This window comes from Variovorax sp. GW823-FHT04F07, assembly GCF_058795995.1.
In genome coordinates, this window is sequence record NZ_JBXAIG010000007.1 from 76,658 (window position 1) to 99,089 (window position 22,432).

Annotated in this window: 17 protein-coding genes; 13 read left to right on the forward strand and 4 right to left on the reverse strand. The window is 69.2% G+C overall.

Annotated elements, in window-relative coordinates; all coding sequences use genetic code 11:
• The first annotated feature begins 3 nt into the window (after positions 1-3).
• Genes AC1RAA_RS26390 through AC1RAA_RS26405 form a run of 4 tightly spaced genes read left to right on the forward strand, consistent with a single transcriptional unit; the run spans position 4 to position 4,718 of the window.
• Complete coding sequence (locus AC1RAA_RS26390; RefSeq protein ID WP_492731395.1) at positions 4-2,523, forward strand: DUF2169 domain-containing protein; 2,520 nt, start codon at positions 4-6, stop codon at positions 2,521-2,523.
• Positions 2,520-3,569 carry a pentapeptide repeat-containing protein gene (locus tag AC1RAA_RS26395; RefSeq protein WP_492731397.1) on the forward strand — a complete coding sequence of 350 codons (1,050 nt, stop codon included), beginning with the start codon at positions 2,520-2,522 and terminating at the stop codon, positions 3,567-3,569. Before AC1RAA_RS26390 ends, AC1RAA_RS26395 begins: the two co-directional genes overlap by 4 nt.
• 59 nt (positions 3,570-3,628) lie before the next feature.
• Positions 3,629-4,291, forward strand: a complete 663-nt coding sequence (locus AC1RAA_RS26400) for a DUF3540 domain-containing protein (protein WP_447740124.1) — start codon at positions 3,629-3,631, stop codon at positions 4,289-4,291.
• A 40-nt stretch (positions 4,292-4,331) separates the two neighbouring features.
• Positions 4,332-4,718, forward strand: coding sequence for a DUF4150 domain-containing protein (locus AC1RAA_RS26405; protein ID WP_454899598.1), 387 nt, complete (start codon positions 4,332-4,334; stop codon positions 4,716-4,718).
• A gap of 28 nt (positions 4,719-4,746) precedes the next feature.
• Here the strand turns inward: AC1RAA_RS26405 and AC1RAA_RS26410 are convergent, their stop codons facing one another.
• From AC1RAA_RS26410 to AC1RAA_RS26420, 3 genes are all read right to left on the reverse strand, one after another.
• Positions 4,747-5,544: a PP2C family protein-serine/threonine phosphatase gene (locus AC1RAA_RS26410; RefSeq protein WP_095949836.1), complete on the reverse strand. Its 798-nt coding sequence runs from the start codon at positions 5,542-5,544 to the stop codon at positions 4,747-4,749.
• The gene (gene tagH / locus AC1RAA_RS26415) at positions 5,537-7,429 is read right to left on the reverse strand and encodes a type VI secretion system-associated FHA domain protein TagH (RefSeq protein WP_492731401.1); all 1,893 of its coding nucleotides are present in this window, start codon (positions 7,427-7,429) and stop codon (positions 5,537-5,539) included. The genes AC1RAA_RS26410 and tagH overlap by 8 nt, the downstream gene beginning before the upstream one ends.
• Positions 7,430-7,493: 64 nt before the next feature.
• Positions 7,494-7,868 carry a TssQ family T6SS-associated lipoprotein gene (locus tag AC1RAA_RS26420; RefSeq protein WP_223301458.1) on the reverse strand — a complete coding sequence of 125 codons (375 nt, stop codon included), beginning with the start codon at positions 7,866-7,868 and terminating at the stop codon, positions 7,494-7,496.
• A 171-nt stretch (positions 7,869-8,039) separates the two neighbouring features.
• On the opposite strand from AC1RAA_RS26420, the gene tssJ reads away from it, so the two are divergent.
• The 6 genes from tssJ (at position 8,040) to AC1RAA_RS26450 (ending at position 17,854) form a co-directional block, all read left to right on the forward strand.
• Positions 8,040-8,555, forward strand: coding sequence for a type VI secretion system lipoprotein TssJ (tssJ, locus tag AC1RAA_RS26425; RefSeq protein WP_062473939.1), 516 nt, complete (start codon positions 8,040-8,042; stop codon positions 8,553-8,555).
• Between the two features lie 243 nt (positions 8,556-8,798).
• The gene (gene tssK, locus AC1RAA_RS26430; protein WP_235926916.1) at positions 8,799-10,094 is read left to right on the forward strand and encodes a type VI secretion system baseplate subunit TssK; all 1,296 of its coding nucleotides are present in this window, start codon (positions 8,799-8,801) and stop codon (positions 10,092-10,094) included.
• A gap of 8 nt (positions 10,095-10,102) precedes the next feature.
• The gene (locus AC1RAA_RS26435; protein ID WP_095949834.1) at positions 10,103-11,485 is read left to right on the forward strand and encodes a DotU family type VI secretion system protein; all 1,383 of its coding nucleotides are present in this window, start codon (positions 10,103-10,105) and stop codon (positions 11,483-11,485) included.
• Positions 11,485-15,120 (forward strand): type VI secretion system membrane subunit TssM, encoded by a 3,636-nt coding sequence (tssM, locus tag AC1RAA_RS26440; RefSeq protein WP_492731404.1) that lies wholly within the window; start codon positions 11,485-11,487, stop codon positions 15,118-15,120. Before AC1RAA_RS26435 ends, tssM begins: the two co-directional genes overlap by 1 nt.
• A 1-nt stretch (position 15,121) precedes the next feature.
• Positions 15,122-15,847 (forward strand): type VI secretion system-associated protein TagF, encoded by a 726-nt coding sequence (tagF, locus tag AC1RAA_RS26445; RefSeq protein WP_492731406.1) that lies wholly within the window; start codon positions 15,122-15,124, stop codon positions 15,845-15,847.
• A gap of 36 nt (positions 15,848-15,883) precedes the next feature.
• On the forward strand, positions 15,884-17,854 hold the full coding sequence (locus AC1RAA_RS26450) for a serine/threonine-protein kinase (protein ID WP_492731408.1): 1,971 nt from the start codon (positions 15,884-15,886) through the stop codon (positions 17,852-17,854).
• A 12-nt stretch (positions 17,855-17,866) separates the two neighbouring features.
• Here the strand turns inward: AC1RAA_RS26450 and AC1RAA_RS26455 are convergent, their stop codons facing one another.
• Positions 17,867-19,405, reverse strand: a complete 1,539-nt coding sequence (locus AC1RAA_RS26455; protein WP_492731410.1) for a YifB family Mg chelatase-like AAA ATPase — start codon at positions 19,403-19,405, stop codon at positions 17,867-17,869.
• Between the two features lie 217 nt (positions 19,406-19,622).
• Here AC1RAA_RS26455 and AC1RAA_RS26460 point away from each other — a divergent pair, with 217 nt between their 5' ends.
• The 3 genes from AC1RAA_RS26460 to AC1RAA_RS26470 all read left to right on the forward strand — a co-directional run bounded on the left by AC1RAA_RS26460 (position 19,623) and on the right by AC1RAA_RS26470 (position 22,361).
• Entirely contained in the window at positions 19,623-20,489 is an 867-nt protein-coding gene (locus tag AC1RAA_RS26460) for a TorF family putative porin (protein ID WP_095949830.1), read from the forward strand.
• 70 nt (positions 20,490-20,559) lie between these two features.
• Positions 20,560-20,898, forward strand: a complete 339-nt coding sequence (gene glnK, locus AC1RAA_RS26465; RefSeq protein WP_056583732.1) for a P-II family nitrogen regulator — start codon at positions 20,560-20,562, stop codon at positions 20,896-20,898.
• A gap of 29 nt (positions 20,899-20,927) precedes the next feature.
• Positions 20,928-22,361, forward strand: a complete 1,434-nt coding sequence (locus tag AC1RAA_RS26470; RefSeq protein WP_159273472.1) for an ammonium transporter — start codon at positions 20,928-20,930, stop codon at positions 22,359-22,361.
• The last annotated feature ends 71 nt before the right edge of the window (positions 22,362-22,432 follow it).

A 22,432-nucleotide genomic window follows, 5' to 3' on the forward strand; every position in this document is an offset into this window, starting at 1 on the left:
CCCGTGAAAACAGTCAAACCTTTTCGACTCGCCGTACTGACGCGGCCCTACCGCTGGCAGCGGCGCGACCACCTGGGCGTCACGGTGATGGCCATGAGCACCCTTGGCGATGACGCGCGCGTGGTGCTGGAGCAGGAGCTGTGGAAAAGCACGGCGCAGGAACTGGGGGCCGGCGCCGTGCTCGACCTCGCCGTGCCCAAGCTGACGCCGGAGGTGCTGGTCAGCGGCTACGCCTACACGAACCACCAGGAAGACAAGTCCAGTTGCGCCGTGAAGCTGCAGGTCGCCGAGCTGCAGAAGTCCCTGACGGTCTTTGGCGACCGGTATTGGCTCGGCGGACGGCCGACGCCGCCGCAGGCCTTCGAGAAGATTCGCATGGATTGGCAACACGCCTACGGCGGGCCTTCCGTGGCGGACAACCCGGTGGGCATGGGCTCGGTCGAAGAGATGGTCAATGGCGTGCACACGAAGCGGCTTGCGCACATCGAAGCGCCGGGTACGCGACCGGTCTCGCCGAAGCAGGCCGTCGCGCCGGTGGGCTTCGGCGCGATCCCTCCAGACTGGCCGCAGCGCATGTCACTGATGGGCACCCAGTATGGCAAGGAGTGGCTGGAGAACGACTTCCCTGGCTTTGCGAAGGACATTGACTGGCGCTGTTTCAATGCGGCACCCGCCGACCAGCGCTGGGAAGGCCGGCAGGAGGTGCCTCCCGGCGCGAGCTACGAACTCTGGAACATGCACCCGGAGCACCCGGTCCTTCGGGGGAACCTTCCGTGCTGGCGGGCGCGCAGCTTCGTTCGGCATACCCCCAGCGGCGGCGACCTGCGCGAAGTGCCGATGCGGCTGACCACGGCCTGGTTCTTCCCGCATCTGGAGCGGGTCGCGCTTCTCTGGCACGGCGTGTTTCCGATCATCGAGGACGATGCCGCCGACATCGAGTTGATCATGGCCGCACTGGAGCGTTCGGAAGACGCGCCGCGGCCGATGGCGCACTACGAATCCGTGCTGAGGCTCCGGCTCGATCCGGAGCGCGGGGCGATCCACGCGCTGCGCGACAGCGACCTGATGCCCAAGGAACTCCTGAGCGACTGGGGCACAGTCCTTCCGGACGTGATGGGCGAGCCGCTGCCCCGCAACATGCGCGCAGGCCAGCTTCGTGACCACGAGCAGCGCCGCGAGCAACTGCGTGCCCAGGGGCTGGACCCCGATCACTACCTGCCGCCGTTGGCCCCGCTGGCCACACTGCCCGACATCGACGACCTGCCCGAATTTCTCGGCAGGCTGGACACGCAGGCGCGCGAAGCGAAGGCACAGATGGAGGCGATCGCCAAGGGCCACCTGCCCGAGCAGGCCCGCCCCTTCCCCGAAGCGCAAGCCGACGACGATGGAGAGGACGAACCGCTGCGGCCCGGGCCCGCACCCGCCGACGGGGTGTCCGCGCTCACGCAGCAGGCGCACCTGCACGGGGCGCATCTGTCGCGGCCGGCGTCGCCTGCGCCATCGTTCCGCTCCGCGAAGTGGCGTCGCCGGCTCGCAGCCGCGGACCCGGCGCAGCGCGACTTCTCACGCCTGAACCTGGCCGGGGTCGACCTGTCCGGGATGGACCTGCGAGGTGCCCGTTTCGTGGGCGCTTCGCTCGAAGACGCGAACCTCCAGGGCGCGCAACTGGACGGCTGCGATTTCTCGCAGGCCGTGCTGGCACGGGCCCAGCTGAGCCACGCATCGATGGCACGCGCCCATCTGTTCCAGGCCAACCTGGGGGGCGCGCGGTGCGAGCACACGGTCTTCGACGGTGCCGCGCTGCACGAAACCAATTGCAGCAAGACGCACTTCGATCACTGCCAGATGGTGGGGGCTTCCTTCGAGCTGACACAGTTCCACGAGGCGGCGTTGCGCCACTGCAATTTCGCAAAGTCGCACTGGCGGCAGGTGGCCTTGATACGACTGGCGCTCGAGGAACTTCGCTTCGACGAGGCATCCTTCAATCAGATGACATGGATCGAATGCCGGCTGCAAGGCGTCTCCTTCGTCGGTGCGCATCTGCTGCGCTGCGGCTTCGTCACGACCGATTGCTCGGCCGCCGTCAATTTTTCGCAGACGAAGATGGAAGGCAGCAGTTTTGCGCATGGCAGCACGCTGGCACATGCCAGGTTCCGGTCCGCCCATTTCAAGGAGTGCGGGCTCAGAACCACGCCGATGGCGCATGCGGACCTGAGCGACGCATGGATCGAGAACAGCGATCTCTCCGAATGCGACCTGAGCCACGCCACGCTGGACCGCATGGTCGGGGGCGACAGCCTGTTCATTCGCGCCATCTTCGCCGGCGCGTCCTTGCGCGAGGCCAATCTGATTGATGCGAATCTGGCCAAGGCCGACCTGCGCGGGGCCGACCTGGCGCGCGCCAACCTGTTTCGGGCCGATGTCTCGCAGACGCGGGTCGACGCGCTCACGCGCACGGAAGGCGCCTATACGCAACATGCCAAGGTCTGGCCGGCGCGGCGGCCGGAGGCACCTGCCGAATGACGCGGGATGAACTGCTCGACAACATCCGGCATGGCGTTCCTGTCAGCAAGGCGGATTGCAGGGGTTGGGACATGAGCGGGCTCGATCTTTCCGGCGCGCTGATCGACCAGGTCGATTTCACCGGTGCGCGCTTGACGGGCGCGAACCTGGCAGGTGGCTCGCTGAGCCATTGCAAGCTGAGCGACGCCGACTTGTCGCGCAGCACGCTCAGCGACACCAGGTTCTTGCGCTGCCAGCTGGCCCGGGCGCAGCTGGACGAGGCCCGGTGCGAAGGCACCACCTTCGCGGAGTCGCAACTGCCGCAGGCCAGCTTCGAACAGGCCGTCCTTGAGCGAACCACGTTCTTCCGGTGCGAGCTGGATCAAAGCCGGCTGCGGTCCGAGCAGTTCAGGTATGCGACGTTTGCGGAATGCCGTCTGGCGGGCACCGATTTCTCGGGTGCCGCATTGAATTCGATCACTTTCCATCGTCTCGATCTGGCGAGCGCCTCTTTCGCCGGCACGCGCTTCGACACCGTGCTCTTCATCGAATGCGACATGACGAACCAGCGCTTCCCTGCACAGCGGTTCGAGCGCTGCGTGTTCACCGACAGCCAGCTGGACAACACGGATTTCAGCCATGCGATCCTGACGCAGTGCATCTTCAAGGGCGCTTCGCTGCGCAACGCCAGCTTCGTGGCCGCGGACGCGCCCAATGTGCTGTTTCCTGCGGCCGACCTGCGCCATGCGAAGCTGCAGGGCGGACGCTTCGATCGTTCCATCTGGGTCGAGGCCAGGCTCGAAGGCGCGGACCTCAGTGACGCGCATATCCACGAAAGCGTTTTCCATCGGGCCCGATGCACGGGCGCCAGCTTCCGCAATGCCAGCTTGCAGGATGCGGACTTCTCCTACGCCGAACTCACCGATGCCGACCTCCGGGGTGCGCACTTCCTTCGCACGCGGGTGCATCGCACGGCGCAGGACGGGGCCCGTTTTTCGAGGCGAGGTGGCATCATCGAAAGCGATCCGGAATTGCACAAGGCACAGACGTGGTCCAAGGTTCCTTGAGTGACAACGACGAGCCCGCGTTGCATCGCAGGTCTCTCAGCAGATAAAGGAGATACATCATGAATGTCGTTCCATTGCGTACGGTCGTTGAAGACTCGGGGCCGGTCCAGCGCCTGGGCCGGCTGATGTCGGCCGATGCCGACGGGCTGCTCCACGTGGAAGCCGAAGATGGCGCCCTCTGGTCGTGCCGCCGTGCGGCGAGTTGTCTGCTCAAGCCACAACCGGGCGACACGGTCCTGCTGTCGGGGCCGGACAGCCGCCGGGTCTATCTGATCGCCGTGATCGAACAGGCCGACGCTTCACAAAGCCGCATCGAGGTGCCCGGTGATTTGCATCTGTCGGCGCCCGCGGGCGAGGTGTCCATCGACAGCGCGACGGACATTCGTCTGCGAAGCGCTGCCGGGCTCGAGATGAAGGCGACCCAATGGTCTCTCGACGCAGGTCAGGCGCAATGCCACGTGGCCGACATGCGCTACACCGGCCAGACGCTCGACGCCACGGTCGGCCGGCTGCGCCTGGTCGGCAAGCTGTTCGAGTCGGTGGCCGATCGCATGGTCCAGATGGCACGCAGCGCCTTGCGTCTGGTCGACGAGGTCGACCAGGTGCGCGCCGGACACCTCGACGTGCGCGCGCAGGAGACGGCAGTCATCCATGGCAAGCACGTGCTGCTGACCGGCAAGGAGTTGATGAAGGTCGACGCCGGACAGATTCACATGGGCTGAACCGAAGCCCGAAATCACGCAACCTCAAGGAGAAAAACTCATGTGTCTGGCCACGCATCAATGGATGGGCGGTTCGCTGGCGTTCCCGGATGTCTGCCGAACGCCGGTGCCGTTCCCGTTTCTCAACGTCGGGCTCCGGCCCATGTCCCTGCCCGTGTGCTGGAACATCCTCCTGATGGGCGGGCCGATGCACAACATGGCCACCATGACGCCGTTCACGCTGGGTGATCAACCGGGGACCCTGGGCGGCATGATCTCGCAGGTGTTCATGCAGGTGCAGCGGCACATCACGGGCTCCTTCACCTTCCTGCTCAGGGGGACGCCGGCGACGCGCATGACCAGCCTCACGACCCAGAATCGCATGAACATCCTGGGCTTCGAGTGCATCCCCGGCCTGCACTTCAAGTTCTTCAACTTCAAATTCTGAAGCGCTTCGGCCGCGGCCTGACGGAGGGTCAGGCCGCCGTCCCCGCCAGCGTCACCTGCTGCGGCGACCCCACCCACACCGCCAGCGCCGAGTAGTTGTCGCGCGACTTGTCGGCCTTGGCCTCGGCCGCGCGGCGCAGCAGCGCGAGCCACTCTTCCGCGCTGTCGGCCAGCTGCAGCGATCGCTCCATCACCTGCTGCGAGATGAGCTGCCAGAGCCCGTCGGTGCACAGCAGGAACGCATCGCCGTCGGCCAGCCGCTGCGGTGTCGACACCGAGGTCTCCGCCGTCGCGCGCGCACCGAGCGCGCGGTACAGCAGGTTGCTCTTCACCAGGCGCTCGCCACCATTCGCGCCCTGGCCCGCGGCGGCTTCGCCCGAGCGTTCCGACAGGCTGTGGTCTTCGGTGCGCTGCATCAGCGCGCCGCGGCGGAACCAGTAGAGGCGGCTGTCGCCGACGTGGGCCCAGCAGGCCTCGCCGGTGGCGCGGTCGACGAACAGAGAGACGATGGTCGCGCTCATGCGGCTCTGGTCGGCCAGCTCGCGCTGCTTGGCGAGCACGGCGTCGTTGGCCTCCTTCACCGCATGGCGGATGTCGTCGGCCGCGACGGACGGGTGGTCGACAAAAGTGTTGAGCGCGGTGTCGACCACGATGCGCGAGGCCAGCTCGCCGCCCGCGTGGCCGCCGACGCCGTCGCTCACGACGAAGCAGGCGTTGCGTTCGTCCAGGTGATAACCGATGGCGTCCTGGTTGCCGCTGCGTTCGCCCACGCACGAGAACTGCGAGGTCGAGATGGGCACCGCGAAGGCGTGGGTGGCTTCAAGCACGGCGCGCCTCCTTCAAGCGTTCCATCTCGCGGTCGTAGGCCTGCTGGAAGGCGCGGCCGAAGACGGCCTGGAAGTCGTCCTCGACGGCGGCGGTGGTGCTGGCGTGCAACTGCTTCAGCTGGCGCCACAGCCGCGCCTCGCGTCCGCCGGGCAACAGCTTCTCGCCGAGTCCGCCGTCGTGCGGCGTGGCCTTGTCGAGACCGCCCGGGTCGAAGCGGTGCAGCAGCGTGAGCAGCGCGGCGCGCATGCCGGCGACCATGCCGAGCTGGTGCGACTGCAGGTCGCCCAGCGCATCGTGCACGGCGGCCTCGGGCGTGAGAAAGCCGGGCATGCGCGCGCCGAACATCTGCATCAGCACGGCGCGGCCGTTGGGCAGGATCTTGAAGGGGTTGTTCTCTTCGTCCACGATCATGGTGATCTCGGCGCGCACCTCGCGCTTGAGCATCGCGCGCGACGACAGCAGCTCGATGGTGCCGTCGGTGAAGGCGCGCATCAGCCGGCCGAGGTGGCGCATCGCCTCGGCATCGAGCGGCTGCTGGCCCGCGATCTCGGGCACGCCGGCGCCTTCGAGAAACGCCTTGAACAGGTCGTCGCCGGAGGAGGGGGCGCGTGGGGAGATCGGCGCTGGTGCAGGGACTGCAGCGACCGGCAAGGCTGGCGGTGCTTCTTCCTCAAGCACGGCGGGCTGCGCCACCGCGACCGGAATCTCCGGCGCTGCGACAACAACGGGCTCCTCCTCAACAGGCGCAGCCTCTTCCACAGGCTCCGGCATGGCGACCGAGGGCGTGATCGCCACCGGCTGCGGCGGATTGAACTGCGACGTCATCTCCCGCGCATGGTTCGCCAGGCTGTGGCCCGACGACGCGGCCGGCGGCCGTGCGATCAGGTCGATGGCCGGGTGCACGTCGTCGAGCGGGTTGTCCTGCGTCAGCGCCGTGGGGCGCGGGTCGGACAGCGGCGAGGGCGCATCGCGGTCTTCGGCGAAGAAGGAGAGCGGGTCCATGCTGCGCTTGAGCGCGAGGTCCGACAGGCCCTGCGTCGCCTGCGGGTCCAGCCCGGCGAGCGGATCGACGGGGTTGCGCTGCGCTTGCGAGGGCAGGGCGAAGGGCTCGTGCGCCAGCGGGTCGGGCATGGGCGCCGCGGCATCGTCGGCGCGGCGCGGTGCGTTCGCGAGGATGGCGTCCCAGTCGGCGGCCGACGGCATCTGCGCGGAGACCTGCGTGGTCGTGGAAGGCGCTGCAGCAGAGGAAGAGAAAGGCGGCGGTGCAGGTAGCGGCGCAGGGGCCGGCGCATTCACCGGCGCCGGCGCGAAGGTCGGCATCGCGACCGTCGTCTCGGGCGGTGCATCGCCCAGGGGCAGCGCGCCTTCGCCGAACAGGTCCGCGAAGACATCGGAGGCCGGCGATGCGGTGGGCAGCAGCGCGCTGATCGACGGGGCCGATGCGAGGCTCGACGCCACAGACGGGGCAGACACCAACTGCGACAGCGACGGCTCGGTGATCGGTGCGGCCGGTGGCTCCGTGAGCGGCTCGGTGATGGGTGCCTCGGTGATCGCAGGCGGTGGGGCCTGGCTTGCACTCGCGGCTTCGAGCACGTAGCTGCCGATGGTCACGCGGTCGCCCAGCGCGACGCGCGATTCTTCTTCGTGGCGCAGCGTGCGTCCGTTCACGCCGATGGGCAGCACCGCGCTCATGTTGCGCACCACGGCGGCGCCGTCGTCGTCGAAGCGCACGGTGGCCTGCAGGCGCGAGATCTGCCGGTGTTCGTCGGGCAGCACGAGGTGGTTGTCGGGGCTGCGGCCGATGGTGCCGCCCGGGGCGGCGAGCAGCGCCGAGGGCCCCGAGGCCACGGGCATGCCGCCGTGTTCAATCACTGTCCAGCGCATGGCATCTCCATGTTCGTCGCGGTGGGCGCGAGCGTGCCCGGGCGCGGCCGTGGCCGGCCGCTTGTCATCCGCGCTTCATCTTCTTCGCGGCCTCGAACGCGGGGCCCCACACGGGGTGGGTGCGTTCCGCGACATTCAGGTCGAAGCTCGGGAACACATCGAGGAGCTTGCGGAATTGCGTGCGGCATTCCGCGATCTGGTTGTTCACGCAGTAGCTGAAGGCTTCGAGCTTGAGTGCGGCCAGCCGCGTTGCGGGCTCGGCCCCGTCGAACACCGACACGCCACCGCTCTTCAAGGTGGAGATGGCCTTGGCGTAGTCGCCCGCATCGTAGGCCTGTTGCGCGCGTTCGAGCGTGGTGCGTGCCACTTGCTGGCTCAGGCGTTCGGGTTGCTGTGAGGCATCCGGGGTGCTCTGGCAGCCGCTCAACAGCGCAAGCATGAAGGCAAAAGACAGAACAGGCAGGCAAGACTTCAATCTTTTCTCCTACTTCGCGAGAGGCAATGCGTGAGAGAGGGCGTGCTGTTGCATCACGATGCAACAGCACGCAATGCACACCGTGCGCGTGCATGGTTTCGATAATATAGATCGCGAAGCTTTCAGGGAGATCTCATGCATCGACGGACCTTGATTCAAGGCGCATTGGCCACATCGCCGTTGCTCGCAGGCCTCGCTGGTTGCGCATCGACAGCGAAGTCGATGCCCACGCCGTATGCCATCACCGTGCGCATCGACGACGGCGTGAATCCCGACGGACGCGGCCAGGCCGCACCGATTCTCGTGAAGGTCTTCGAACTGAAATCTTCCGGCAACTTTGAAACGGCAGACTACTTCGCGCTGCAGGACCGCGACCGCGAGACGCTCATGACCGAGCTCGTGAACGCGGACCAGGCCATCTTGCGCAGCGGCGAGGAACGCGTGTTCAAGCGCGAGGCCGGACTCGACTCGCGCGCCATCGGCGTGATCGCCGGCTATCGCAAGCTGGAAGCGGCGCGGTGGCGCATCGTGTTGCCGTTGAAGGAGCCGAAACAAACGAATCTTTACAAGGTGTGGCAGTTTTCTCCGAGCGAGCAGAGCGTGCGCATCGCGGTGCGCAAGAGCGGCCTCGAACTGCTACCAAGTCGTTAAGTTTCAGCGCGCGCTAATACGAAAGTGCGGCGCATTCGCCTCTGAAAAGGCATGCAAAACGCAAGAGGCGCCGTGTAGCATCAGACGCGAAAGAAGATCGAGCGGGGAGCCGCTGTACAGCGCATTTCCCGCCTCCGTGTGAGCACTCCAGGAGGTTCTTTGGTGACAGTTCGCAACGCGGGCGCAGCCGGTCAGGGCGCCCAATCTCAGGCATTGGCGAATCGCGTGGTGTGGTCCGAAGGCATGTACCTGCGGCCCCAGCACTTCCAGCAGATGGAGCGCTATGTCGAGCAGTACGTCACTCGCCGCACCGCGGGCATGCAGGGTGCCTACTGGGGATGGCTGCACCTGGACATCGACCGCGATGCCTTCGCGCTCGGGCGCGTGTCGCTGCTCGGCGGTGCGGGCGTGCTGCCCGACGGCACGCCGTTCTCGTTCGGCCTCGAAGACGCACCCATGCCCTTCGACGTGCCCACCGACCTCACCGACGAACTCATCGTGCTCGCACTGCCGCTGCGCAGGCCCGGCAGCGAAGAGGTGATCTTCTCGGAAGACGAAGGCTCGGCCGCGCGCTTCGGCGTGGTCGAACGCGAAGTGGCTGACGGCAACGCGGTGGCGCTCGGCCCCGCGGTGCTGCAGCTGGCGAAGCCGCGCCTGCGGCTGGCGCGCGCGTCGTCGCTCACGGCCGAGTGGCAGGCCATCGGCGCGGTGCGCGTGATCGAGCGGCGCACCGACCACAAGCTGGTGGTCGATGCCAACTACATCCCGCCGGTGCTCGATGCCTCGGCGCACCCGATGCTGCGCAGCATGACGGCCGAGCTGCACGGCCTGCTCACGCAGCGCTCCGAGGCGCTGGCCTCGCGGCTGTCGCAGCCGGGGCGCGGCGGCGTGAGCGAGGTCTCCGACTTCCTGCTGCTGGAGCTGGTCAACCGCTACCTCGCTCTCACCTGGCATGCGCAGCAGGCGGTGCAGGTGCACCCCGAGACGCTGTTCGTCGACTGGCTCAAGCTGGCCTGCGACCTGGCCACGCACACCTCGCCCACGCGCCGTCCGGTGGTGTGGCCGGTGTACGACCACGACAACCTCAACGAGAGCATCCGCCCGTTGATGGAGGAGCTGCGGCGTTCGCTGTCGGCGGTGCTCGAGCAGAGCGCCATCGCCATCGAACTCGAAGAGCGCAGCCACGGCGTGCGCGTGGGGCGCATGCCCGACCCGGTGCTGGTGCGCAACGCGGCCTTCGTGCTCGCGGTGCATGCCGACCTGCCGGCCGATGCCGTGCAGCAGCGCTTTCCGACGCAGGTCAAGATCGGCTCGGTCGAGCGCATCCGCGACCTCGTGCAGCTGCAGCTGCCCGGCGTGGTCGTGCGCTCGCTGCCGGTGGCGCCGCGCCAGATCCCGTACCACGCGGGCTACCACTACTTCGAACTCGACAAGGGCGGCGACATGTGGCGCCAGCTCGAGAAATCGGGCGGCGTCGCCATGCACCTGGCCGGCGACTTTCCGGGGCTCGCCATGGAGTTCTGGGCCATCCGTCCGTGAGGGACCCTATGAACGGTGCCAATGACATGGCCGTCGGCCCGGGTGGCTTCGTGCCGCCCAATCCAGGCGGCGGCGCGACCACGCACAGCGGCCCGGGGCCGCAACCCCAGCAGCAACCCCAGCCCGATGCCTTCACCGCATGGCACGACGCGCGGCGCCCGCATGCGGGCGACACGGCGCTGGCGGGCAACAACCCGCTGGTGGCGGCGGCCAACCCGCTGCTCGACCTGATCCCGCAGATCCGCGCCACCGGCCACCACCCGTCGCCCGCGCAACTGCGCGAACACCTGGTCGACGAGGTGCGGCGTTTCGAGACGCGCGCGCAGCAGGCGGGCATCGCGCCCGAAGTGATCATCGGCGCGCGCTACTGCCTGTGCACCGCGGTCGACGAGGCCGCGGCGCTCACGCCGTGGGGCGGCAGCATCTGGTCGTCGCAGAGCCTGCTCGTGATGTTCCACAACGAGACCTGGGGCGGCGAGAAGTTCTTCCAGCTGCTGTCGCGCCTGGTGCAGAACCCGCAGCAGCACCTGCACCTCATCGAGCTCATCTACTTCTGTCTGGCGATGGGCTTCGAGGGGCGCTTTCGCGTCATCGACAACGGCCGCTCGCAACTCGAGACGCTCAAGCAGCGGCTGCTGCAGATCATCCGGCAGGCGCGCGGCGAAATCGCCGCGCCGCTGTCGCCGCACTGGCAGGACGCGAGCGCGCCCGTGCGCCGCACGCGCCACTGGCTGCCGGTGTGGGCCGTGGGCGCGGTGGCGGCGGTGCTGCTGGTGCTGGTGTTCGCGGTGCTCACCTTCAACCTCGCGGGCCATTCCGACGGCGCCTTCTCGGCCGTGAACGCGGTGCGCCTGCCGCAGACGCAGCGCGCGGTGGCGGTGCCCGCGGCGCAGCCGCGCCTGCAGCGCTTTCTCGAGCCCGAGATCCGCGACGGCCTGCTCACGGTGCGCGACGAGGCCGACCGCAGCGTGGTGGTGCTGCGCGGCGACGGCCTGTTCGCCTCGGGCTCCGACCGCGTGCTCGACCGCTACGCGCCGGTGCTCGCGCGCGTGGCCGACGCGCTCAACGCGGTGGAAGGCAACGTGCTGGTCAGCGGCTTCAGCGACGACCAGCCGATCCGCAGCGTGCGCTTCCCGTCCAACTGGCAGCTCTCGCAGGCGCGCGCCGATGCGGTGAAGGCCATGATCGCCACGCGCCTGAGCCGGCCCGAGCGGCTGCGCGCCGAAGGCCGCGGCGACGCCGATCCGCTGGTGCCCAACGACTCGGCGGCCAACCGCGCGCGCAACCGGCGCGTCGAGGTGACGCTGCTGGTGGCGCCGGTGGCGGGCGTGCCCGTGCCGGGGTCTGCGCCGCAACCCCGGCAGCAACAACCACAAGGAGGAACCCGCTGATGCTGCGCGCGCTCTTCCGTTTTCTCGTCAGCCGCGACCTCTGGGTCTTCTTCGGGCTGGTCGCGCTCGCGTTCCTGATCTGGGTCATCGGCCCGGTGATCGCCGTGGGCCGCTACCGGCCGCTCGAAGGCGAGTTCGTGCGCATCGTGGTCATCGCGCTGATGTTCGGCGTGTGGCTGGTGCGCGTGGCCTACCGCAAGTGGCGCGAGCGGCGCCTGAACGCGCAGCTGCTGCACCAGCTGCGCACGCCGTCGCCCAAGGCGAAGGAGGCCAAGCCCGAAGAAGCGCCCGAGATCAAGGAGCTGCACAGCGGCTTCGCCGACGCCACCGCGGTGCTGAAGAACATGCGCTTCGGCCCGGGCCCGGGCGGCAAGGCGGCCGGGCGCTTCGCGCTGTTCGACCGGCAGTACCTCTACCAGCTGCCCTGGTACATCTTCATCGGCGCGCCGGGCTCGGGCAAGACCACGGCGCTGGTCAACTCCGACCTCGACTTTCCGCTCGCCGACCAGCTCGGCAAGGCCGCGGTGCGCGGCATCGGCGGCACGCGCAACTGCGACTGGTGGTTCACCAACGAGGCGGTGCTCATCGACACGGCCGGTCGCTACACCACGCACGAGAGCCACCGCGAGACCGACGAGGGCGAGTGGAAGGGCTTCATCGAGCTGCTCAAGAAGTTCCGGCCGCGCCAGCCGATCAACGGCGCGATCCTCACCATCAGCATCGCCGACCTGCCGCTGGCCGACGACGCGCAGCGCGCGCGCCATGCGATGGCGCTGCGCAAGCGGCTGCTCGAGCTGCGCAACGACCTGGGCATCAACTTCCCGGTGTACGTGCTGGTCACCAAGACCGACCTGCTGGCCGGCTTCAACGAGTACTTCGGCTCGCTGGGCCGCGCCGAGCGCCAGCAGGTGTGGGGCTTCACCTTCCCCATCGAAGGCAACCCCGCCGACCCGGCCAAGGCCGACCTGCGCGAGCGCTTCCACCAGGAATACAAGCTGCTGCACCAGCGCCTGGACGAGCGCCTGCCCGAGCTGATGGCCACCGAGCCCGACCCGATGCGGCGCGCGCAGGCCTACCTGCTGCCGCAGCAGTTCGCGAGCTTCGAGGACATCCTGGGCACCTTCCTGGCCGACGTGTTCAACCCGTCGAAGTTCGAGGTGGCGCCGCTGCTGCGCGGCGTGTACTTCACCAGCGGCACGCAGGAGGGCACGGCCTTCGACCGCGTGATGGGCGCCATCAAGCGCTACCTGCAGGTGAACGCGCCGCCCGCGCCGCCGCCGGGCCCGGGCAAGAGCTACTTCCTGAAAGAGCTGCTGCAGCAGGTGATCTTCCGCGACGCGGGCGTGGCCGGCACCAACCTGCGCTGGTACCGCCGCCGCCGCGCGATCGACCTCGCGGGCTACGCGCTGGTCGGCGTGCTCGCGGTGGTGCTGCTCGGCGCGTGGGCCAACAGCTGGCGCCACAACAAGGCCTACGTGGCCGAGGTGGATGGCAACGCCAAGGCCTTCAACAAGGCCGCCGCGCGCGGCGAGCTGCCGACGGTGGTCGATTCGAGCGGCGACATCGCGAGCTCGCTGCTCATCCTCGACCGCCTGCGCGACCTGCCGAAGTCTGCCGAGTTCGACATCGGCGATCCGCCCGTGGGCTACCGCTTCGGCCTCTACCAGGGCGAGAAACTGCAGGCCGCCACCGACGGCGTGTACCAGCGCGCGCTCGAAACCGTGCTGCTGCCGCAGGCCGCGCAACGCGTGGAGCAGTCGCTGCGCGAGGCCGCGAAGCTTGATGCCGAATACAGCTACGAGGCGCTCAAGGCCTACCTCATGCTGTACGAGCCCGAGCGCTACGACGCCGACTTCTTGCAGGCCTGGCTGCTGACCGACGTCGACCGCAAGATCGGCGCCTCGCTCACGCGCGAGCAGCGCACGAACCTCGAAGCACACCTGAAGACGCTGTTCGCCGACCGCGTCGTGAGCTCGCCCTTCACCAAGGACGACAAGCTCATCGCGCAGACGCGCGAGCGCCTGGCCGGCGTGCCGCTGGCGCAGCGCTCGTACGCGCGGCTGCGCCGCATCCTCCTGCAGACCAGCGCGCCCAATGCCTTCACCATCGCCGAGGCGGGCGGCGCGGAGTCGGCGCTGGTGGTGCGGCGCGCCAGCGGCAAGCCGCTGACCGACGGCATTCCCACGCTCTTCACCTACCGCGGCTACTGGGACATCTTCGACAAGCGCATGGCCGAGACCACGCTGGCGCTGGAGCAGGAAGACCGCTGGGTGCTGCAGATCCGCGCGCCGGGCATCGCCGACATCACCTCGCGCGAGCTGCTGCTGCGCGAGGTGCGGCGCCTGTACCTCAGCGACTACATCCGCACCTGGGACGAGTACCTGGCAGACATCCGGCTGGCCGAGAGCAAGTCGCTGCTGCAGAGCATCCAGATGACGCGCGTGCTGTCGACCGGCGAGTCGCCGATGTCGCGCCTCATCCGCGGCGCGGCGCGCGAAACCGACCTGCTGCGCAACCACGACGAGGCCACGCGCAGCCTGCTCGACCAGGCACAGAACCGCGTGACCAGCACGCGCGAGCGCATCGAGCAGCTCATCGGCCAGCCCGACGGCAGCCAGCGCCGCAACACCGCGCCCGACCGGCCCGAGTCGCTGGTCGACAACCACTTCGCGCCGCTGCGGCGCATGGTGACCGCGCCCAAGGCCGGCGGCCAGACGCCGCTGGACCAGACGGCCGCGCTCATCAACGAGCTGTACACCTTCCTCACCGCCACCGACACCGCGCTGCGCAGCGGCAACATCCCGCCGCCCGGCGACGCCGTGACCAAGCTGCAGGCCGAAGCGGGGCGCCTGCCGGTGCCGTTCCAGGGCATGCTGAACGACCTGTCGGCCACCGCGTCGTCGAAGGCCGCGGCGGTGACGCGGCAGAACATCGGGCAGAACGCGGCCGCCACCATCGGGCAGTTCTGCAGCCAGGCGATCGCGGGGCGCTACCCGTTCGCGCGCGGCTCCAACCGCGACGTGGCGGCCGGCGACTTCGCGCAGCTGTTCGCGCCCGGCGGGATGATGGACGACTTCTTCCAGAAGAACCTCGCCTCGCAGGTCGACACCTCGGTCAACCCGTGGACCTTCAAGCGCGGCGTGGACGGCAGCGCGTCGGGGCGCTCGGCCTACCTCGATGCGTTCCAGAAGGCGCAGGCGATCCGCGACGTGTTCTTCACGGGCATGGCGGGCGGGCGCACGCCCTCGTTCACGCTCGACATCCGGCCCGAGGACATGGACGCCACGCTCACGCAGTTCACGCTGGACATCGACGGCCAGACGGTGCGCTACGCCCACGGCCCGCAGGCGCCCAGCAGCATCAAGTGGCCCGGCCCGCGCAACAGCAACCAGGTGCGGCTGCAGGTCACCGTGGCCAACGGCACGCCGGCCGGCGGCATCGTGACCGAAGGGCCGTGGGCGCTGCACCGGCTGTTCGACAAGGCCTCGATCTCGTCGGGGCGCACGCCCGAGTCGTTCAACGCGACCTTCGATCTGCAAGGCAAGAAGGTGGTGCTCGCGGTGACGGCCAACAGCGTCTACAACCCGCTGCGGCTGTCGCAGATGAACAGCTTCTCCTGCCCCGGGAAATCCTAGGATGACGCCTCCCCCGCACGCCTGGTCGCCGCTCGACGAGCAGATCGGCTGGTACGGCAAGCTGCCGTCGGCCGGCGACTTTCTCTACCGCCGCATGCCGCGCGAACTGCAGGCCTGGTGGGACCGCTGGATGCAGAACGGCCTGGGCAGCTTCAAGCGCTGGCCCGACGCCATGACGCGCCACTACGCGGTGGCCCCGGTCTGGAACTTCGCCATTCCGGCCACGCACGGCGTGAACGCGGTGCAACTGGGCTGCATCGCGCCCAGCTGCGACCGCGTGGGCCGCTACTACCCGGCCTGCGTGGCGCTGCAGGTGGACGCGGCGCGCTACCACCCCGCGCTGCTCGAAGGTTCGGCCGCCTGGTACTGGCAGTGCGGCAGCGCGCTGCTGCAGGCCATCCGCCACGGCGTGGCGCCCGACCTCTTCGACAGCCAGGTGCTGGCCGCGGGCCGCACGGGCTTTCGCACCGCCAGCGGCGGCTCGGACGACATCCTCTCGATCCTCGGCGCGGCCGCCGGCCCGGCCAACGGTGCACGCGGCGCGAGCGCGCAGCAGCGCCTGGGCTGGCCCGAGCTGCCGCTGTGCTTCGACCCCTTCGGCGGCACCAGCTACTGGTGGACCAACCAGGCCGACGGCTCGCCGCTGCGCACCGCGGCGCACGGCGGCGGGCTCAACACGCCGCTGTTTTCCCAGTTGTTTTCGCAAGGCCACGTGCCATGGGCATGACGCGCCCGACCCACCCGCAGGAAGAAGAGACACCCCATGACGACGCCCGCCAGCCCTAGCGCGACGCCCGACCCGCAGGAGGAGCGCCCCCATCCCCTCGGCACGGGCCACCGGCTCGACGAGTTCGAGCTGCTCGAAGTCATCGGCGAGGGCGGCTTCGGCATCGTCTACCGCGCCTACGACCACTCGCTGCAGCGCGAGGTGGCGGTCAAGGAATACATGCCCTCGATGCTCGCGCGCCGCGTGGGCGACAACAGCGTGCACGTGCGCTCCGAGCGGCTCACCGCCACCTTCGCGGCGGGGCTGCGCAGCTTCATCAACGAGGCGCGCACGCTGGCGCAGTTCAGCCACCCGGCGCTGGTGCGGGTGCATCGCTTCTGGGAGGCCAACTCCACCGCCTACATGGCGATCCAGCTGTACAAGGGCCGCACGCTGCGCCAGCTGGCCGAGAGCGAGCCGGCCACGCTGACCGAGCCCTGGCTGCTGGGCATGCTGGGGCCGCTGCTGGGCGCGCTCGACACGCTGCACCACAGCCAGTGCTTCCACCGCGACATCGCGCCCGACAACATCTTCATCCAGCAGCAGGACGACCGCCCGGTGCTGCTGGACTTCGGCGCCGCGCGCAAGTCGATCGCCGACCTGGTCGACGAGGTCGCGGTGATGGTGAAGTCGGGCTACTCGCCGATCGAGCAGTACGCCGACGACAACACGCTGCTGCAGGGCGCGTGGACCGACCTCTATGCGCTGGGCGCCGTGCTGTACCGCGCGGTGACCGGCCACCCGCCGCCCTCGGCCGTGGTGCGCAGCGTGCAGGATGCCTACGTGCCGCTGTCGTCGATGGACCGCGACGACCTGAGCCTGGCCTTCTGCGCCGCGGTGGACCACACGCTGGCCGTGCACAGCAAGGACCGCACGCAGACGGTGGCGGCCTTCGCGGCGGAGCTGGGGTTGGTGAAGCTGGGCGATCTGTATGTGGTGGACCGGGCGGCGCCGCCGGCTGCTGCTGCCGCTGTTGTCGTGCCCGTCGCGGCGCCCGTGCCGCAGGAGCCGCCTGCACCGGAGCCGGTGGAGGAAGCGCCACCGCCCGCGCCCGAGGTGCAGCCCGTGCCTGTGGAAGCGGCGACCGCGCGCGTGCAGGCACCGCCGCCGCCTGCGCCGCCATCGCCTGTCGCACGACCGAAGAAGGCATCGAAGCGCCCGCCGTGGTTCCTCGTCGGTGCGTTGGTGCTGGCGCTGTTCGCGGTCGGCGGCTGGATCGGCTGGCGGCTGACGGCCAAGGCACCGTCCGATCCGATGATTGCGGCCGCGCCGCCGCCCGGCACGCCGATGTCCGATCCGGGCGCGCCCCCGGCCGCGATGCCGCCGGCCGGCGCGACCTCCGAGGCGCCGCCGGCGTCCGCGCCCGCCGCATCGGCCAGCGCCCCGCTGAGCCCGCTCGACAACGTGCCCATCGCCGCCGCGCCCACGCCGCCTGCTGCGCCGCCGGCCGAGCCCGAGGCACAGTCCGCGCCGCCTGCACCGCCGGCGCAACCCGAAGCGCCGCCGCCCCCCGACCCCGCCGTGGTCGCCGAGGTGGAAGACTGGAACCTGGCCCAGGCCGAGAACACCCGCGAAGGCTACGAGGCCTACCTGCGGCGCCACCGCCGCGGCCTGCATGCGCGCGAGGCGCGCAACGCCATCGCCCAGCTCAACCGGCAGTCACCGCCGCCGCCCGCCGCGGGCAGCACGAACCCCGTGCCGACCGTGATCGCGGGCGCACCGCCGGCCCCGCCACCGCCGCCGGCCGCGGCACCCGGCATGGGCCGCGTGCAGTTCAACATCCGGCCCTGGGGCCAGGTCTTCATCGACGGCGCCGACCGCGGCGTGAGCCCGCCGCTCAAGTCGCTGCCGCTGCGCCCGGGCATCTACACGATCGAGGTGCGCAACGGCGACCTCACGGCCTACCGCCAGCGCGTGACGGTGCAGGACAGCAAGTCCGCACCGGTCGTGAGCCACGAGTTCAAGTAAGAGGGCGGCGGGTCAGGGCGTGCCGGTGCGCAATGCGCGGCGGTACTGCACGGCCTCCGCCACGTGCGCCGCCTGCACGGCGTCCTGCCCCGCGAGGTCGGCGATGGTGCGTGCCACCTTCAGCGCGCGGTGCGTGCTGCGCGCCGACCAGCCCAGCCGCGCGGCCGCCTGCTGCAGCAGCTGGCGGGCGGGGCCGTCGAGCACGGCGTGCGTGTCGATCGCACGCCCCTGCAACGCCTGGTTCGCGTGGCCCTGGCGTTGCAGCGCGCGGTCGCGTGCGCCCACCACGCGCGCGCGGATGCTGTCGGTCGATTCGCCCGCCGGCGCATCGAGCAGCTGCGGCGCCGACACGGCCGCCACCTCGATGTGCAGGTCGATGCGGTCCAGCAGCGGGCCGCTGAGCTTGCTCTGGTAGCGCGCGATGCGCTCGGGCGTGCAGCGGCATGGCTTCAGCGTGGAACCGAGGTAGCCGCAGGGGCAGGGGTTCATCGCGGCGATGAGCTGGAAGCGTGCCGGAAACTCCGCGCGCCGGGCGGCGCGGGTGATCGTGATGGTGCCGGTCTCCAGCGGCTCGCGCAGGGCTTCGAGCGCGCCGCGCGTGAACTCGGGGAACTCGTCGAGAAACAGCACGCCGTGGTGCGCGCGCGAGATCTCGCCCGGCCGGGGCGGCGAGCCGCCGCCCACCAGCGCCACCGCGCTCGCCGTGTGGTGCGGCGTGGCCGTCGGGCGGCTCATCCAGCGCTCGGGCGCCAGCCGGCCGTCGAGGCTGGCGATGGCCGCGCTCTCCAGCGCTTCGTCCACGTTCATCGGCGGCAGCAGGCCGGCGAAGCGGTGCGCCAGCATCGACTTGCCCGAGCCCGGCTCGCCCATCATGAGCAGGCTGTGGCCGCCGGCCGCGGCAATCTCGAGGGCGCGCTTGGCGCCGGTGTGGCCCTTGACGTCGGCCAGGTCGGCATAGCGCGGGGCGCCGTCGCCGGGCGCGGCGCGCACGCGGGTCCAGCCGTCGTCGGTCGCGTCGACCGGCCCGCCGCCGCTGGCGACGAACTGGCGCACCACGTCGAGCAGGTGCCGGGCGCCGTACACCTGCGCGCCGGGCACCAGCGCGGCCTCCTGGGCGCTGTCCAGGGGCAGCACCAGCCGCACGGCCGAGCCCTGGGTGTAGGTGGCCACGGCCATCGCGAGCGCGCCGCGCACGGGGCGCAGTTCGCCCGACAGCGACAGCTCACCGGCGAACTCGTGGCCGGCGAGGCGGGCGTTCTCGATCTGCCCGCTGGCCGCGAGGATGCCCAGGGCAATGGGCAGGTCGAAGCGGCCCGAGTCCTTCGGCAGGTCGGCCGGGGCGAGATTCACCACGATCTTCTTGTTGGTCGGAAATTCGAGCCCGGCGTTCTGGATCGCCGAGCGCACGCGCTCGCGCGCCTCCTTGACCTCGGTCTCGGCCAGCCCGACCAGCGTGAAGCTCGGCAGGCCGTTCGCCAGATGCACCTCGACCGTGACGGCGGCGGCCTCCAGGCCGAGCAAGGCGCGGCTTTGCACCAAAGACAGACTCATTTTTCTCCCTCTCCCCAAGTTGGTGCGCCTGCGACGTGCAAGCCCAGGACCGTGCAGCGTGCAAGCGTGTGCAACTGCCGGAAACAGGGCTTGTAACGATTTGGCGCTCATCGCCGGACACCTGCGCCCTCTGGCCGGGGCGGTATTCGTGCAGTTTGGCACGCTCCCTGCTTTGAGGGTGCTCAGGTCCAACAACACACTTGCGAGGAGTTCCCTGATGACGCACCGTACCGCCGCCCAGGCGTTGATCGTTCTGGCCACTGCACTGACCGCCTCGGGCGCCGCCATGGCCCAGGCCGCCGACGCCGCCGCACCGGCGCCCGCGCCCCTGCTCACGGGCAATGTCTCGCTGACCACGAACTACAAGTTCCGCGGCCAGGACCAGGACATGATCGGCAAGAACGACTACGCCAAGACCAAGGGCTTCAAGCCCGCCATTCAGGGCGGCTTCGACTACGCCTTCGGCGACAGCGGCTTCTACGTCGGCAACTGGAACTCTAGCGTCAACTGGCTCAAGGGCAACAGCATCGAGAGCGACCTGTACGGCGGCTACAAGTTCAAGGCCGGCCCGGTCGACATGGACGTCGGTGCGCTCACCTACATCTACCCGGGCAACTCGGTGGGCAACACCACCGAGCTGTACGTGGGCGCCACCTACGCCAACGACAGCTTCGGCTCGTTCACGGCCAAGTACTCGCACACGGTGTCCAAGGACTACTTCGGCTACGCCGGCGCCAAGACGGGCTCGGGCCTGAAGGGCCGCAACACCGGCTACCTGAACCTGGCCTACAGCAAGGAGATCGTGCCCAAGGTCACGCTCAAGGCGGCCGTCGGCTTCACCAACATGTCCAGCGACATCCGCAGCCTGGGCTACAAGAGCTACGTGGACTACAACATCGGCGCCACCTACGACTTCGGCAGCGGCCTGACGCTCACGGGCTCGGTGCAGGGCGCCAACAAGAAGTCCAACTACCAGGTCGTGGCCTACCCGGGCATCGAGATCCCCGACTTCGGCACCTTCGGCACCACCTACTACTCGCCCAACAAGGCACGCTTCATCCTCACGCTGACGAAGACGCTGTAATCGACACAACAACCAGGCGCGGCCCACGTTGCCGCGCCGCCTTTCATCCATCCAGAAGGAGCAACTCATCATGAAGCTGGTCACAGCCATCATCAAACCGTTCAAGCTCGACGAGGTGCGCGAAGCGCTCTCGGCCATCGGCGTGCAGGGCATCACCGTCACGGAAGTGAAGGGCTTCGGTCGCCAGAAGGGCCACACCGAGCTGTACCGCGGCGCCGAGTACGTGGTCGACTTCCTGCCCAAGGTGAAGATCGAGGCGGCCATCTCCGACGAGCTGGTCGACCGCGTGATCGAGGCGGTGGAAGGTGCCGCGCGCACCGGGAAGATCGGCGACGGCAAGATCTTTGTCTACAACCTCGAGCAGGTCGTGCGCATCCGCACCGGCGAAACGGGCCGCGAAGCCCTCTGATCGAGTCCTGGCCCGAAAGAACAACGACTATGAAAAAACTTCTTGTCTCTCTTGCGCTCGGCTTGAGCGTCTTCGTCGCCGGTACTTCGGCGCTGGCCCAGGCACCCGCCGCCACCCCTGAGGCACCGGCTGCATCGGCACCTGCTGCACCTGCCGCGGCTGCGCCCGCTCCTGCAGCGGCTGCGGCACCCGCTGCTGCCGAAGCTGCGCCCGCCGCACCGGCCGCCGCCCCCGCGCCCAAGGTCGACTCCGGCGACACCGCCTGGATGCTCACCTCGACCCTGCTCGTGATCCTGATGACCATTCCCGGCCTGGCGCTGTTCTACGGCGGCCTGGGCCGTTCCAAGAACATGCTGTCGGTGCTGATGCAGGTCTTCGTGATCTTCTCGCTCATCAGCCTGCTGTGGGCCATCTACGGCTACAGCCTGGCCTTCACGGGCGACGGCAACTTCTTCGGAAGCTTCGACAAGATCTTCATGAAGGGCATCACGCAGGAGACCTTCGGCGCGCTGACCACGATCCCCGAATACGTGTTCTTCGCCTTCCAGGGCACCTTCGCGGCCATCACCGTGGCGCTGATCGTCGGCGCTTTTGCAGAACGCGCCAAGTTTTCGGCCGTGCTGCTGTTCTCGGTGATCTGGTTCACCTTCAGCTACGTGCCCATGGCCCACATCGTGTGGGGCGGCGGCCTGCTGGGCAAGGACGGCGCGCTCGACTTCGCCGGCGGCACCGTGGTGCACATCAACGCCGGTATCGCCGGCCTGGTCGGTGCCTACATGGTCGGCAAGCGCGTGGGCTACGGCAAGGAAGCCTTCACGCCGCACTCGCTCACGCTCACCATGGTCGGCGCTTCGCTGCTGTGGGTCGGCTGGTTCGGTTTCAACGCCGGCTCGGCAGGTGCGGCCAACGCCGCCGCCGGCCTGGCCTTCGTGAACACGGTGCTCGCCACCGCCGCCGCGGCCCTGTCGTGGATCCTGGGTGAGAGCCTGCACAAGGGCAAGGCCTCGATGCTGGGCGCCGCATCCGGTGCCGTGGCCGGCCTCGTGGCCGTCACGCCCGCCGCCGGTTTCGTCGGCCCGATGGGCTCGATCGTGATGGGCCTGCTGGCCGGCCTGGTCTGCCTGTGGGGCGTGGGCGGTCTCAAGCGCATGCTCGGCGCGGACGACGCGTTCGACGTGTTCGGCGTGCACGGCGTGGGCGGCATCCTGGGTGCCATCCTGACCGGCGTGTTCGCCGCCAAGGGCCTGGGCGGCACCGGCGGCCTGACCCCCGACACCTTCTCGATGGGCGCGCAGGTCTGGATCCAGGTCAAGAGCGTGCTGTTCACCATCGTGTGGTCCGGCGTGGTCGCGTTCATCGCCTACAAGATCGCCGACCTGACCCTCGGCCTGCGTGTGTCGGAAGAAGAAGAGCGCGAAGGCCTCGACATCTCGTCCCACGGCGAAACGGCTTACAACCGCTGATTCGCACACAGACAGCGGGTGGTCCGGCACGGCGCCGGCCCCCGCGCTTCAAAGACCACCACCACCCTTTT